Here is a 14,198-nt window from a genome sequence, read left to right on the forward strand (position 1 = left end):
TTATCAAAGGTAGTTCATAATTCCGAACTCGTCTAAGAGACTTGCAATATCTTTTGTAAAGGCATAGAAAAGAGGCAGTTTTTTTAATTAAGGGGTCGAAATGAGAACTACACTATTATTAACAAGTTTATTAACCGGACTGTCTTTAAATGTACAGGCAAGCTCACTATTCGAAAAACCAGAAGACGCTATCGAATACCGTAAAGCGGCATTTCAACTGATCCGTTATCAGATTGGTGATATGGGTGACATGCTCAAAGGTAAAGTCCCGTTTGATGCTGAACGTTTTAAGCAACGTGCTAACAACGCTGCGCATTTATCAGCGATGCCATGGGAAGCCTTCCCGGCAGGTTCAGACAAGGGGGCAACAGACGCACTACCGGCCATCTGGTCTGACAGAGCAACGTTTGATAAAAAAGCACAAGCTTTTGCAGACTACGCACAAAAGCTGGCTGTTGCAGCAGAGTCAGGCGACAAAAAAGTCATTGGCGCGGCATTTAAGAATTGGGCGAAAGGCTGTAAAGATTGCCACAACTCATTTAAAGACTAAGCAGTAAAAAGCAATAAGGCAGCCTCTGCTGCCTTATGATTTTACCTTGTATCACGGCGCACATATCATGTGCACCCAGCTTCTAACCAAGTAGCCACTCAGGTTCAGTCATCTAAAAAGTCTAAATCGTCCTCGCCAAGATTACGCTTCAGGCGTTTTTGCTCCAGATAATCATCCAGGCGACGTTTCACCTGTTTCTTTTGCTGTGCCTGTAGTTCTTTATCCAACGACCCAAAGTCGTCTTCATAATCATCATCTAACGGATCATAGGAAAATGTTTTACCCACGATGAGCTCCAAACTTAATTATGCAAAATAGTCCAGCAGTTCACACTATAATGACGCTGCATAAGTTAGTATTTAGCGCTAAAAGCAGGCGCTGAAAAGCAAGTCTTTTTTATCCATACGATAAAAATTTTTTATTGCCAACTTCCCCACGCAACACTCTGGTTAAAACCACCACTTTTTGGTCATATTACCGACAAAGTGATACCGCACCTCAGAGATAAAAATGACAAAATCCATTATCTATCAACAACATAATAAAGTGGCATTGTTCTTGTTATTTCATACTGGTCATCAACACATCAAGGAACACATTATGAAAACCATGCTGCTTGCTTCAACTCTGGTTTTGTCCACTCAGGTCGCTGCCCATTCAGATAGCCACTTTTCTGTCAGCACAGATGAATGTGCCGTCGATTTTAAAAACGACGTACACATTACGCCCGATCAGGTGTACATCAAAAACGGCTCAGGTCAGCCTTTGATGATAGATGCTCAGGGCTCTCTTTATATCGCGGATCAACCCGTGTCACTGAGCCAGGATGAACGCGTGGCCATGCAAGCATATGCGGATACCCTCAGAGGCGAACTGCCCAAAGTCGCTAGTATTGCATTGCAAGGCGTGGAACTGGCCGGCGTTGCCATTGAGGAAGTCGCCAGTGCCTTTAATCTGCATGGCTTCGAGTCGCTGTCAGGCCTGATGGATGAGCTGCACACTGAAATCGAAGGCGCGTTTTATCAGCAAGGTACTTTCGTGATGGGTGAACAAACCTTTAATGAATTTGGTGAACACTTTGAGCATCAGTTTGAAGAAAAAATAGAGCAAGCCGTTGAAGGTGCCATGATGGAATCCATAGGCAGCCTGCTGGTTGCTATCGGATCTGAAATGGTCAGCTCAGGTGGCGATATGGCGCGGTTCGAGCAACGGATGGAAAATCTGGGTACCGAGATTGAACAAAAAATCGCATATCAGGCAGACGTGCTGGAGCAGCAGGCTGATGCCTTGTGTGGCAACTTCAAATCCATCGCAGAGCAGGAGTCACAGCTCAGTGCAATGATCCCCCAGATGAAAGGGTATCAGTTATTCGCTTATCGCTAAGCCCCGGTTATCCCTGTGCAGTCAGCCACACTTGTCTAAGCTAACTACTTATTTCATGTGTGGCTGCTTTTTTGCCTGAGCTACCAACTCACCCAGGGTGCGAACATAATCTTCCATGTTATCGCACCAGGGTAAACCGTAGCTGATCCGCACACAACTTCGGTACCGCTCATACGCACTGAATATCGCACCGGGTGCGACACTGATCCCCGCCTGCAGGGCCAGCTGAAAGAACAGCCCACCGTCATATTCTTCCCCCAGGTCCAGCCATAACACACATCCCCCTTTGGGATCACTGACACGCACATGGTCAGGAAAATACTTCTGAACCGCCAGGCGCATCTTTTGCTTATTATCAAACAGGCGCTTACGAAGTTGTCGCAAATGACGCTGAAACTCACCACTGGCCATAAAGTCTGCCAGTGCCCATTGATTCATCATAGGTGCAGAGCAGCTCAGTGCCCGCTTAAAGCGCTTTGCCCGGGCGCTGTGTGGCCCTGCCAGCATCCAGCCAACACGATAGCCTGGCGCCACCGTTTTAGAAAACGACGAGCAGGTCAGTACCTCACCCGGTTGAGCAAAGCACTGTGCAGGCCTGACTCTTTGATCACCAAAATACAGGTCTCCATATACATCATCTTCGATCAGCACCACATCGTGCGCACGGAGCAGCTGCAACAACTGCTGCATACGAGATTCAGGCATCTGACTGCCCAGTGGATTATTGATACTGGTTGAGAACAGACAGGCCTTGATCGGATGCCGCGCCAGAGCGGCACTGAGATCATCGAGCCAAATGCCATCATCCGGACAAACGGGAATTTCGATCGCTTTCAGACCGAGGTTTTCGACTAGCTCAACAATCCCAAAGTAACAAGGTGACTCAATGGCCACTATGTCTCCGGGTTGAGTGACACACTGTAGCGCAATGGCTATCGCTTCCTGGGCACCATTGGTGATGATCAGCTCATCACTATTCACCGTCAGTCCCAATGCCAGATAATATTGCACCACCTGTGCTTTAAGCATCTTCAGGCCATCAATGGCTCCATAGTCCAGCATACGCGCCTGAGCCTGTCGCATTGCCTGGCGCATACTTCTGGCCAGCGCCTGTTGCGGGCTTGACGCTGCAACCGGGTTTGCCAGCCCCAGCGGGGCAACATCCGACAAATGGATCCCTTCATACACGTGTTCAATCAGCTGCTGCTTGTTTACCATCACAGGCTTAGCCGGTAATTTGCTGCGCTGTGGTGTCGCCGCCTGTTGACCATCTTGCAAAAAATACCCCGACTTCTCACGCGCCACAATCTGACCCGACATTTCAAGGTGCTGGTAAGCCTGCTGAACGGTGGGAATACTGACCCGCAACCGGCTTGCCATGGCCCTTAGCGACGGTAATTTATCGCCCGGGTTGAGCAACCCCTGTTCGGCCATGTCACGTATTACGGTAATCACTTGCTGATATAAGTAACCAGGCTTTAAAGTCGTATGATTCATCTGTACAGGTATAAAAACACATTTTTTGTATCTAGCATGTACAGAATATATCGCTAAACTGGCCACGCTGACTAGTCCTTCTTGTGAGTTAAAAGAATGAATAACGTTTTTCTGTATACGATTACCGTCCTGATCTGGGGCTCCACCTGGCTGGCGATCGAATTCCAGCTGGGTACGGTAGACGAAGTGGTCTCTTTGTTTTACCGCTTCGCAATCTCTGCTGCTTGCATGTGGTGTTATGTGCTGATCAAACGCCCGCCGATGCGATACTCACTCACGGATCATGGCTTCTTTATGCTGCTGGCACTGGGTAACTTCGGCTTAAATTACCTCTTGCTCTACTGGGCGCAAGGCAGCCTGACCTCCGCAATGGCTTCCATTGCCTTTTCACTATTACTGGTCGCTAATATCGTCAATACCCGGTTGTTTTTTGCCAAGCCCATTGCGGGCCGCATCTACCTTGGTGCAGCACTGGGGCTCGGTGGCATCGTCAGCTTATTTTGGCAAGACTTGGTTAATGCCGATCTCAACAGCGACGCTTTCATCGGGTTGCTGCTGGCACTGGCTGGTATGTTTATCGCCTCGCTCGGTAACATGGTCAGTGTGCGTAATTCCAATCGCCAGATTGGGGTGTTGCAGGGGAATGCCTGGGGTATGCTGTATAGCGCGCTATTTTTAGGCGGTTATGTGGCGTTCAGCCCATTACAGTTTAGTATTGAGGCCGATGCGCAATATTGGGGGTCGTTATTGTACCTGTCGGTGTTTGGCACAGTGATCGCATTTGCCTGTTACTTCCACTTGCTAAAAAACATTGGCCCGGAAAAAGCCAGCTACCTGATTGTGCTATTTCCGCTGGTCGCAGTGACACTCAGTACCTGGTTTGAAGGGTTTGTCTGGCAACTCAACACCTTTATCGGATTCTCTTTGGTACTGATTGGTAACGCCATCGTACTCACACCGTACCAGCGTATTCGCGCCTGGCTCAGCCCGACGACGCCGTCCCGGGCAAACTCCTGAGTTGTATGGCCCCTGGCAGGCTGCGGATCGTCACCGGCGTTGTTGCCACCAGGTCGCCGTCTGCCTCCACGGCCAGCCCCGGCGTCACAATATCCAGTTGGGTGCGCTTTTCCCGGCGCACCCAGGGTAAGCGCTGATGACATCCCACCAGCATCGCCGCAAACACAATCAGCCGCTGCCACCAGGTTTTGGCAGAAAACCACACACACTCCAACTGACCATCCTGCAACTGTGCTAAAGGTGCAGGTTGCAACCCGGCAGCAAAAAAACGGCCATTGGCCAAAAGTAACATCATGCCTTGTGTTAAGCCCCTGCCCTGAGCCGTTTTGAGCTCAATAGTTGGCGCACAAAACAACTGTTTAAGGCCGCCCCAGACATAGCTCAGTGCCCCGCCATGCTTTTGTCCTCGCAGGCTTTGCACAACGTCGGCATTAAATCCCACTCCGGCAATATTTACAAAACAGCGCTCGCCTATTGCGCCCAGGTCTAATGCGATACTGTGCGATGAAAAGACCGTCTCACGCCATTGCTTTTCTGTGTAACCAAACTGACGGCAAAAATCATTGCCCGTGCCTGCTGGCAGACATGCCAGCTGAGCCGACTTTCCACACATCGCATTGACAACCAGGTTGATGGTCCCATCGCCCCCGACCACCACCACCGATGACTCAGTCTGGAGCAGCAAACGGATCGCCTCATTGTCCCGGCCATAAAATCCGGTTGTCTCATACCAGCTGAGGGTGATCTGGCGTTGCTCAGCCTGCGCGCGTAACCAACGTACATGGCGTTGCAATTTCCGCCCACTTCCCGGTTTATATACAACTAACAAACAACCCCCAAAATAACAAAATCAACTTATCTGAATAATTACCCACAACAACATCAACAAAAACAGCAACAAAACAACAAGACACTGTTTTAATGATAAAAAATACAAAACCAGCTATTCGACCAAGTGAATAAAAAACCAATTGAAAGATTATCAAATGAATAGAAAACACATTTTACATTAGTTTTTCTAATCTCTCACCAGCAATTTTTATCGTTTTATTTTTAGCCACAATGCACGCAAAATAACCATGTCGATACAGACAAACATTAGATTAAAATTTTGAGGAGTCAGACATGCTTAATTCAGCTGCAGCGTGCAGCAACACGCAAACCACCCTAAACACAGTCGAAGCGCCAGTTATCAAGCGTCGCTTTAAACTAACGGCTTGGTTAAATAACATGGGTAAACAACTGATGTTAAGTCAGGTGGTTATGTATAAGTAAGTCTGTCTCGAGCATGATCTCCCCAACCGATCATGCTCACTTCCCATCTCTGTACACCTATTTCAATATCATAAAACACACCGAATCGACCACAAATCGGCCAAAGTCGTAAAAAACTGCACATATCCGCACAAAATTTAAGCAAACAATTCAAAAACTATTTACAGCGCTAAATTCGCTAAGTATTATCTTTGCCCATGGAGAGATGGCTGAGTGGTTGAAAGCACCGGTCTTGAAAACCGGCATACGTTAATAGCGTATCTAGGGTTCAAATCCCTATCTCTCCGCCATTTTTAAGTTTTTGCGCCGGAGAGGTGGCCGAGTGGCTGAAGGCGCTCCCCTGCTAAGGGAGTATAGGGTTTGTAGCCCTATCGAGGGTTCGAATCCCTCCTTCTCCGCCATTGCTTTTAAGAGAACCGCCTTTATTGGCGGTTTTTTTATGCCTGAAATAAACCTCTTCACGAATGAGAAGGTGGGTGAGAACCCTCGACCAGGGTTCGACAATTTTGTCTGGAACAAAATTGAACGCACTTCAGTGCGGCCCGCAGGGCAAAATATAGGACGTATTTTGTCATCCCTCCTTCTCCGCCATTTGCTTTTAAGAGAACCGTCCCATTGTGGACGGTTTTTTTATGCCCGAAAACGAATCCCTCACTCTTGTGCACACGCCATTGCTTTTAAAAGAACCGCCTATTCGGCGGCTTTTATGCCCGATAGCGAATCCCTCTCTCTTGTGAACATCGCTCAGGCGTTATTGCACAAATAAACACTCGATAAGCGCTTGTGTTAAACAGGTGTCAGTGATGTTGTTTTTCATCAGAAGCTTCTGGGTCGAGACTCAATAAATAGTACACGTACCATACGCCTGCAATCCCGTATATGAACAAGCTTTCTAAACCTCCACCAAGCGCGGCAACAGCGATGCAATAGGGCGTTTTTTTAAAAAGCCCTTTGTCATGCTCAGTAAATTCTTTCGATTCAATAACCTTTCGATAGAATAAAAAGTAATAAATAGCAAAAAGAGGCACACCTAAAAAGTAACCACCTTTTGTACTAAGCACGATCGCAAAGCTCATTGGAAGCTTCAATAGCAACAGTTTCTTATTCATTGGAACTACCTTCTAATTACTTACTGGTCGCTCAAGCTGGATGTGCCAGTGCCGTTTGCTCCCATGTACAACGCAACGACATCCTTTCTGATTAATGTATCCAGGTCAACTTCATATTTTTTGTTTCTTCCAGCGCATCACATTCAATCATTGGCGCAGTTAATATGATAAGAGTAGAAATAAGCTTTCAATTTAAGTACTCCTTTGTAGCATGCCCCTTAACGGCGATTCATCGCGCTCCCTCCATTGTCAGACTTATATTTAAACACCAAGTCAAAACAACGCGCCATTTTTCAGTGCTTGTCGCTTGTTTTTTGAAGTCACAACCTGCTGAGCGCACTGTGTTTTTAATAAGAACTGTAATAACCACCTGCCGCATACTAACCCGTCTGCTTCAGCATGCATGCCTGACTCCACACTCGTTGCACATTTCAATGATGGAATGTCTGCATTCACAACATGCTTGTTTCACTGGCCAAAGCCTGGCCACTCAAGCGGCAATCACACAGCACTGAGGAAACATATGACTATCCCCTCACCAGAGTCACAGTCGGTTTACCCTTTGGGTCAGCACATTATTGTCGACCTGTTTGATGCTTCTAACCTGATAGGTGAAGCGCACATAGAAAAGATGATGATTGAGTGTGCCAACGCTGCAAACGCCACCATTTTGAAAACCCATTTACACCCATTTGAAACCAACGGCGGTGTGTCGGGCATGATCATTCTGGCCGAAAGCCATATTTCTATTCACACCTGGCCGGAGTACAACTTTGCTGCCATGGACATTTTTATGTGTGGTGAAGCGCAGCCTGAACTGTGTCTGCCAGTGATAGAGGCGTGTTTTCAGCCGGGCCGAATGGTCATTAATACCCTCACCCGGGGTGGCTCAGTGAGTCGCAACGGAGCATTTCAGCCCCTGTTAGATAACCAGTTACACGCAACCCTTAAAACCGCATAACAACGGAGTATTCACGCACATGACTAAGATTAATTGGCATTACGAGCAAATGACAAGTGGCGTTCACATTGCACTTCGTTCAGAAAAAGATTTGGTCGACGTAGAAACCGAGTTCCAGGATGTCAGCATCTTCGAAACCCGCCACTTGGGTAAAGTAATGCGCATAGACGACGGTATTCAGGTCACCACCAAGGGTGAGCACATTTATCATGAAATGATGGCGCATGTCCCAATCCTTTTCCACGGCAACATTAAAAACGTGCTAATTGTGGGTGGCGGAGACGGCGGCAGTGCTCGTGAAGTCTTAAAGCATAAGAGCGTCGAAAACGTTGTGATGGTAGACATTGATGAACAAATCATTCAATTAAGCCGCGAGTTTTTACCCGAGATCAACAACGGCGCATTTGATGACCCCAGATTTGTATTGCGCATTGGGGATGGTGCAGAGATCATCTCTCAGTACAGTGATTGCTTTGATCTCATCATCCTGGATGCAGCAGATCCGGATGGCGGCGCATCAGAAACTCTGTTCACCCAATCTTTCTTTGGCAATTGCCTAACCGCACTTAAGGCGGACGGGATTTTGGTCGCACAAGGTGGTACACCGTACTTTGAACCCTACATGATGCAATCTATGGTGTCGCGTTTGACTCAAGCGTTTAACAACCCTGCGGGCATTTATATGGGTGGCTGTTACGACTACTTTGGCGGCTCTCATGCGTTTATCTGGGCAACACGCAGTGGCACCATAGACACGCTCTCGCTTGATGAGCTGGAATCACGCTTTACCCAGGCCGACATTCACACTAAATACTATTCACCTGAGGCTCACTTTGGTGCCTTCTTCCTGTCAAAAGACATGCGGGAGTACGTTAATCAGGCTGTGAAATGTGAAAACGTGGATGAGCTGTCAATGCCAGAAGCCGGTGACTGGGATGACTATACCCCGGCAACCTCCAATCAGAGTGACGATGACGAATAAGCCTTTCTCCTGCATGACATAAAGGTAAATTACCATCACACTCAGAGCCACTGTCACGACACCCTGTCATCGTGCCAGTGGCTTGTTTGTGCCAGGTTCCGGCAACACAGCCAGAGCAAAACCCGATCCGCCCAGGTGCCACACAACACAATGAAATCACTATTTAAGCTATTTGAGAAATTAGGCCACAAAGACACCTTTGACAGCCAGTTAACACCCACAGAGCACAACCTGCCGTTTATTCGCCAGTGCGCCAAAGAGTTCTCTGGCTGGATAGCCATCGCCTTTGTTATTTCTTTGTTTGGCGGTCTGTTACAGATTGTGACGTTCGACTTTTTAGGCGACTTAGTCGACTGGCTGGATAGCGCAAGCGGCAGCGTACAGCTCAATGACAAAGGGCACACGCTGGCCCTCGTCGCGGTAGCCATCGCCGTGGTGATCCCCACCATCACCCTGATTAAAAACCTGGTGTTTCATCAGTTACTCGGACCGAATCTGCAAAAAAATACCATCATAAAACTGTATCGCACTCTGATTGCCTCACCTGCCAGTTACCACGAAGAAGATGACCCTGGCTCAACCGCCATTGTCATCGTGGATACCTCCGAGGCGATCATCGATGTGGTATTGCAGTTTTGTGGTTTTGCCGGGTTTTTACTGGCGTTTCTGGGGGCATTGCTGTTTTACGTGGGCAACATTGACGGCTGGCTGGCCCTGCCTTTCCTTGTCTGGACCGGTCTGTTTTTGGCTATGCTACTGGGGCAATGGATCCCCAAAGCCAAAACCACCAACCGGCTCGAAGCAGAAAGTTGTGCGCAGATCACCGGAAAGTTCACCGAGCGTTTTGCACGTATCCGCACTGTAAAAATGCTCTCGAACGCCGACTATGAACAACAGTTTGCCGAGAAATGGGCCACCCGACACCGCAGAGTGGTGGCGAAGGAATTCCGTGTGTTCTCTAACTTTGCCTCTGTGGTTGGGCTCCTAAATGGCCTGTTAGTGGTCGGTACGGGTGCATTGTGTTTGCAACTGTGGATGCAAGGCAGTATCTCAATTGGTGAGTTTTCCATGGTGCTTGCCCTGGTTTACCGGGTGATATCGCTGTCGGAATGGTGCCAGGACGAGTTTGATGCCTTCTTTGTCTCCTGGGGTCAGGTTACGGTGGGCAGAGAGGTCGTCAACGAATTTCTGGAAGATATAGAACCCATAGAAGATGAAGGCAACTTTAATGTCCCGAACGGCAAAATCACCTTTAAACAGGTGGAGTTTGGCTATGAAAACAAAGCGCCTTTGTTCACCGATCTGTCTTTAAAAATCAAAGCCGGTGAAAAAGTCGGGATCATCGGCCCTTCCGGTTCGGGTAAATCGTCGCTCCTTAATATGCTTGCCGGCATTGACGAAATTGAAGAAGGCGCGATTTATATTGATGGTAAAAACATCGAAGATTACTCAACAGACAAAGTATGTAGTGAGATTAGCTTTTTGAACCAGGATATCGGCCTGTTTAATCAAAGCATTTATGAGAATGTGGCGTTTGGTTTGAATAACGTCAGTCGAGAAGCTGTGAAACAGGCACTGGCACAGGCCAATGCTCTAACATTTGTAGAAAACTACACTGACGCCCGGGGTCGCACAGGCTTATCGGCCTTTATTGGTGAAAATGGCGGGCAACTATCTGGTGGCCAGCGACAGCGTCTGGCACTGGCCAGAGCAATACTCAGAGATAAAAAAATCCTCCTGTTAGACGAAGCAACCAGCGCCCTGGACCCGGTGCTTAAAGCTGAGTTTATCGCGTCTCTCAAAACACTAATGAAGGGTAAAACCGTGATTTCGGTTGCGCACTCTTATGACGTGCTCGCTATGATGGATCGCATTATTGAAATTAAAGACGGTAAAGTCACACAAGATGGCAGGCCAGAAGAAGTACTAGAACCTGTGGTCTGATAAAGCTGTAACACCTATTCTACCTGCCTGGCGCCCTGATGCAATGCACAGGGCGTTAGCACAAACCGCTCCAGTCTCTCCCCATCCTTGCGCTATCAGCCCACCTTTAGTTAAAAACTTGTAAACTTTATGTTTATATTGATATAGTGATATTGCGGCTGACGCGTTAAATAAACCCAGTCCGCTGCACATGGTCAGGTGAGTGCCGCTAATGCAGGACTTGCCTGATTTCAGACAGTTAATGGTACGGAACATATCCAATACACATATTTACCAAGCGCTGAGGCTCTGTGTCAGGAGTAAACACATGTAAGCAGCTGTCACTATACCAGGGTAGCAACCACTGAATGCGGGCCAGCATTAAGCGCGAGTTTCTCACTGCCAAATCGGATTTTAAGCATGCCGTTTTGCGTCAGTAATATAAGGAGGATGTATGATTAAAGAGTCATCTCGCAGAGACTTTATTAAGAAAATAGGGGTAGGTAGCCTGGTTGTTGGGTTTAACTTGCAAAGTCAAAGCTGGGCAAATGAAACTGATTTACTCACCTTACCACCCGAGGTGTTTGCCAGTAACTTTCCGGTGTTCGAAGGTGAACTGATCACAGATGAAACCAGCCTCAGCGAAGCCGCCGACGATTTTGGCCACATTCATCACTATGTGTCTCGGGCGATTTTAAAACCAGCCACCTATCAGGACATCATCGAGATGGTCCAATTTGCCAACCAGCATGATTTAACAGTGGCGGTAAAAGGGCAAGGCTATTCTACCAATGGAGAAACGCAAACCCAGGGCGGTGTTGTCATTGACATGGTGACATTATCGGATGTCTACGACGTTAACAAGCAACAAATTACTGCCCAGGCTGGCGCACGCTGGATTGATTTACTCAGCAAAACCGTACCACACAATTTAGGGTTACCGATTGTCACGGACTTTGTTGATTTGAGTGTTGGCGGAACCCTGGCCGTGGGCGGCCTGGGTGCGCAGTCTTTCAAACATGGCTGTATGGCCGATAATATCTGCCACCTCAAAGTCATTACCGGTGACGGGCGCTTACTCACCTGTTCGCCATACCAAAACAGCATGCTATTCCATTCAATGAAAGGTGGGCTGGGTCAGCTCGGTATCATTGTAGAGGCTGGCTTTGAGCTGGAGCCAGCTCCCAGCCAGGTCAGAGCCTACCAACTGGTTTATGATGACTTAGCGCATTACTTAAATGACAATCAACGCTTGCTGGACGAAGGGATTTTTGATGGTGTTCAGGGTGGCGCAGAGCCCGATCCAGCCGGTGGCTGGCGCTATGTCATGCAACTCGCTAAGTACTTTGAGCCGGATACCCCTCCCGTGGATGCCGAGCTACTCGATGGCTTAAACTTTGTGTATGGAGAAGAGGTGATCCAGGACCTCCCTTACTTTACGTTCCTGAACCGTTTGGCACCTGTGGTTGAACAACTCAAAGCGGCCGGACTTTGGACATTGCCCCACCCCTGGTGCCCACTGCTGATCCCCGCATCAAAAGCCCAGGCATTTATCGAAGATACCCTGGCCAATACACCGCCTAATGACGTCGCAGGCCCGGTATTGATGTCGATGCAGCAAAGAGATGCGTTTGGCAGCTTGTTTTTCAGCGTCCCTGAAGAAGACAAGTTCGTTTACTTCTCTTTAATGCGCACCGCCATTCCACCCACGCCGGAGCGTGTTGAACAACTCACCCAGGCTAACAGAAGCATTTATGAAGGCGCACGGGCGCTGGGAGGCTTTCAGTACCCGGTGGGCGCCATTCCCATGAGCTCAAAAGACTGGAAAAAGCATTATCACAGAAAGTGGTTTTTACTGAAAATACTGAAAAACTGGTTCGACCCTAATAACCTGTTAGGCCCGATGAGAGGGATTTTTAAGCGGTAGGTTGAGTTAGAACTAGCTGGGCGTTGCCTGACGCCCGGTTGTCTGGGGCAGGTTCACATTGAGCTTGCCTCTCTCATACCGCGCCGAGTTTGAATGGGTGTATTGGCATCTCACCTGGCTTTAATCTATCAGTTCACCATAATCCGGCTTGAAGAAACCGACTCAATGCTTAAACCATCTGTTGAAACCTCTGTTAACATAACTTTAGAGCCATCATGATATTGAATAGTTACTACTTTTTTTGCTTCCCATCTTTCATAGATTGAAACACTAATCTGCTCAGCTCTTGATTCTATAGAGTCCCGGATATTTTCTACATGCTCCAGAACTTTGAACTTAAAATCATCGCTATCATATCCATAACTATTACTTAAAATCCCAAGTTTCACCATAAGGCTAACAACAAACTTAATTTCACTCTCCTTTACTGAACTGTCGAATGAAACAATCGCTTTACTGTGTTTTCCTCCACAAGAAATTAATGGAAACAGCTCTCTGGTAAATCTCGCATTACCCCTAATCTGCTCCAACTTATTCCCTATACACCCTCCGTCAAACGAAACCGTTGGATGACTTTCATACAGGAAGTAATCTGACCCCTCATTTTCACTTGCAAATAAAAGTCTGCAATCAAAAGAAAAATATACGAAAAGAAGCAACGCACTTAGTACCTTCATATTAGTAATTCTCAAATAGCGCTTTAATGGTTGAGAAGCCTCGCTTAGCAACATTCCCATTCAACCTATTGAGCCTGTTTCTCTCACACTGTGCCGATTTTGAATGGGTGTCTTTGCAAGTCTCTGTTTAGTTTCTACTTTAACTTAGCACCAACGGTGTAGGGCAAACTATTACTATAGATACAATCGGCTAGTTTATAATCTTTCATACTGCTACAAATTTTAACCCCTAGCTCATATACCCCCGGTTCAAGAGGTTCTCCACCTTTACCTCCAGCAATACTGAATTTACTCTGAGTAATGTCCTTTTTATCAATCAAGTGCATAACACCATAATTCGATGCTAGCCCGCCTTTTGGTGCATAACACACACGATTTAAGAAAGATGAATGACGAAAGACAGTCCCGGCTTCATTTTTCAAGAATACGTTTATACCCTTGGGAGCAGACATGCAAAAGTTGATCTCCTTAAGATAAAAAGTGTTTTCCCTTCCTCGATTAAACAAAGTAACTAACAAATCAGAATCTACGTAGCTTATATTTAGCTCAAGGTCATCATGTGCTACAGCGGAGTCCAAATTAAATAAGAAAATAAAAATCAATAAAAACTTCATTTTTTCCAACTTATATTATTATCTCTAGCTCTCCAACAGTCACTTTCACTCAATAAACTTTCAGGAGACACCCACCCGTAAATTCACAAGGCGACTGGGTAGTGGTCAACTAACGCTGATTTAGGCGCGTCCACCTCCTCCCCCATCCATAAGCCCAGACTGAATGTCTAAGATTTTGGGTGGATGTCCATTCAATCCATTACTGTACCTCTAACCTTAATATCACTTGCCAAATATCGTATCTTTAACTTTTCTCGTTTTAACATCTACGATAAATTGAGCC

Annotated in this window: 14 protein-coding genes and 2 tRNA genes; 10 read left to right on the plus strand and 6 right to left on the minus strand. The window is 47.1% G+C overall.

The features are described from left to right. Positions 1–100 precede the first annotated feature (100 nt). The gene (locus MHN31_RS20280) at positions 101–550 is read left to right on the plus strand and encodes a cytochrome c (protein WP_049864369.1); all 450 of its coding nucleotides are present in this window, start codon (positions 101–103) and stop codon (positions 548–550) included. Positions 551–654: 104 nt separating this feature from the next. On the opposite strand, the gene MHN31_RS20285 is transcribed toward MHN31_RS20280, so the two are convergent. Beyond that, on the minus strand, positions 655–837 hold the full coding sequence (locus MHN31_RS20285) for a hypothetical protein (RefSeq protein WP_125564184.1): 183 nt from the start codon (positions 835–837) through the stop codon (positions 655–657). A gap of 313 nt (positions 838–1,150) precedes the next feature. Here MHN31_RS20285 and MHN31_RS20290 point away from each other — a divergent pair, with 313 nt between their 5' ends. Then, positions 1,151–1,933 carry a YggN family protein gene (locus MHN31_RS20290; protein ID WP_239445177.1) on the plus strand — a complete coding sequence of 261 codons (783 nt, stop codon included), beginning with the start codon at positions 1,151–1,153 and terminating at the stop codon, positions 1,931–1,933. 48 nt (positions 1,934–1,981) lie between these two features. Here MHN31_RS20290 and MHN31_RS20295 read toward each other — a convergent pair whose 3' ends face one another. Continuing rightward, on the minus strand, positions 1,982–3,430 hold the full coding sequence (locus tag MHN31_RS20295) for a PLP-dependent aminotransferase family protein (protein WP_239445168.1): 1,449 nt from the start codon (positions 3,428–3,430) through the stop codon (positions 1,982–1,984). Positions 3,431–3,526: 96 nt separating this feature from the next. Here MHN31_RS20295 and MHN31_RS20300 point away from each other — a divergent pair, with 96 nt between their 5' ends. After that, complete coding sequence (locus MHN31_RS20300) at positions 3,527–4,447, plus strand: DMT family transporter (protein WP_125564188.1); 921 nt, start codon at positions 3,527–3,529, stop codon at positions 4,445–4,447. Here the strand turns inward: MHN31_RS20300 and MHN31_RS20305 are convergent. Next, positions 4,413–5,276: a diacylglycerol kinase family protein gene (locus MHN31_RS20305; protein ID WP_239445169.1), complete on the minus strand. Its 864-nt coding sequence runs from the start codon at positions 5,274–5,276 to the stop codon at positions 4,413–4,415. The genes MHN31_RS20300 and MHN31_RS20305 overlap by 35 nt on opposite strands. Positions 5,277–5,572: 296 nt before the next feature. Between MHN31_RS20305 and MHN31_RS20310 the strand changes: the two genes are divergently transcribed. The 3 genes from MHN31_RS20310 (at position 5,573) to MHN31_RS20320 (ending at position 6,123) form a co-directional block, all read left to right on the plus strand. Then, positions 5,573–5,722 (plus strand): hypothetical protein, encoded by a 150-nt coding sequence (locus MHN31_RS20310; RefSeq protein WP_155946211.1) that lies wholly within the window; start codon positions 5,573–5,575, stop codon positions 5,720–5,722. 199 nt (positions 5,723–5,921) lie between these two features. Continuing rightward, positions 5,922–6,012: transfer RNA gene (locus MHN31_RS20315), tRNA-Ser, on the plus strand. Between the two features lie 18 nt (positions 6,013–6,030). Next, positions 6,031–6,123: transfer RNA gene (locus MHN31_RS20320), tRNA-Ser, on the plus strand. A gap of 396 nt (positions 6,124–6,519) precedes the next feature. On the opposite strand, the gene MHN31_RS20325 is transcribed toward MHN31_RS20320, so the two are convergent. Beyond that, complete coding sequence (locus MHN31_RS20325; RefSeq protein WP_239445170.1) at positions 6,520–6,831, minus strand: hypothetical protein; 312 nt, start codon at positions 6,829–6,831, stop codon at positions 6,520–6,522. Positions 6,832–7,354: 523 nt separating this feature from the next. On the opposite strand from MHN31_RS20325, the gene speD reads away from it, so the two are divergent. From speD to MHN31_RS20345, 4 genes are all read left to right on the plus strand, one after another. Next, positions 7,355–7,792: an adenosylmethionine decarboxylase gene (speD, locus tag MHN31_RS20330; RefSeq protein ID WP_239445171.1), complete on the plus strand. Its 438-nt coding sequence runs from the start codon at positions 7,355–7,357 to the stop codon at positions 7,790–7,792. A 19-nt stretch (positions 7,793–7,811) separates the two neighbouring features. After that, the gene (gene speE, locus MHN31_RS20335; protein ID WP_239445172.1) at positions 7,812–8,774 is read left to right on the plus strand and encodes a polyamine aminopropyltransferase; all 963 of its coding nucleotides are present in this window, start codon (positions 7,812–7,814) and stop codon (positions 8,772–8,774) included. A gap of 150 nt (positions 8,775–8,924) precedes the next feature. Then, the gene (locus MHN31_RS20340) at positions 8,925–10,718 is read left to right on the plus strand and encodes an ABC transporter ATP-binding protein (protein ID WP_239445173.1); all 1,794 of its coding nucleotides are present in this window, start codon (positions 8,925–8,927) and stop codon (positions 10,716–10,718) included. A 433-nt stretch (positions 10,719–11,151) separates the two neighbouring features. Beyond that, the gene (locus tag MHN31_RS20345; RefSeq protein WP_239445174.1) at positions 11,152–12,624 is read left to right on the plus strand and encodes an FAD-binding protein; all 1,473 of its coding nucleotides are present in this window, start codon (positions 11,152–11,154) and stop codon (positions 12,622–12,624) included. Positions 12,625–12,752: 128 nt separating this feature from the next. On the opposite strand, the gene MHN31_RS20350 is transcribed toward MHN31_RS20345, so the two are convergent. Both MHN31_RS20350 and MHN31_RS20355 read right to left on the minus strand, forming a co-directional pair. Beyond that, positions 12,753–13,355, minus strand: coding sequence for a hypothetical protein (locus MHN31_RS20350; protein ID WP_239445175.1), 603 nt, complete (start codon positions 13,353–13,355; stop codon positions 12,753–12,755). Positions 13,356–13,435: 80 nt separating this feature from the next. Beyond that, entirely contained in the window at positions 13,436–13,915 is a 480-nt protein-coding gene (locus MHN31_RS20355) for a hypothetical protein (RefSeq protein WP_239445176.1), read from the minus strand. Positions 13,916–14,198 lie beyond the last annotated feature (283 nt).

It is taken from the genome of Pseudoalteromonas sp. McH1-42 (assembly GCF_022347845.1).
In the GTDB taxonomy this organism is placed as follows: Bacteria; Pseudomonadota; Gammaproteobacteria; order Enterobacterales; family Alteromonadaceae; genus Pseudoalteromonas; species Pseudoalteromonas rubra_D.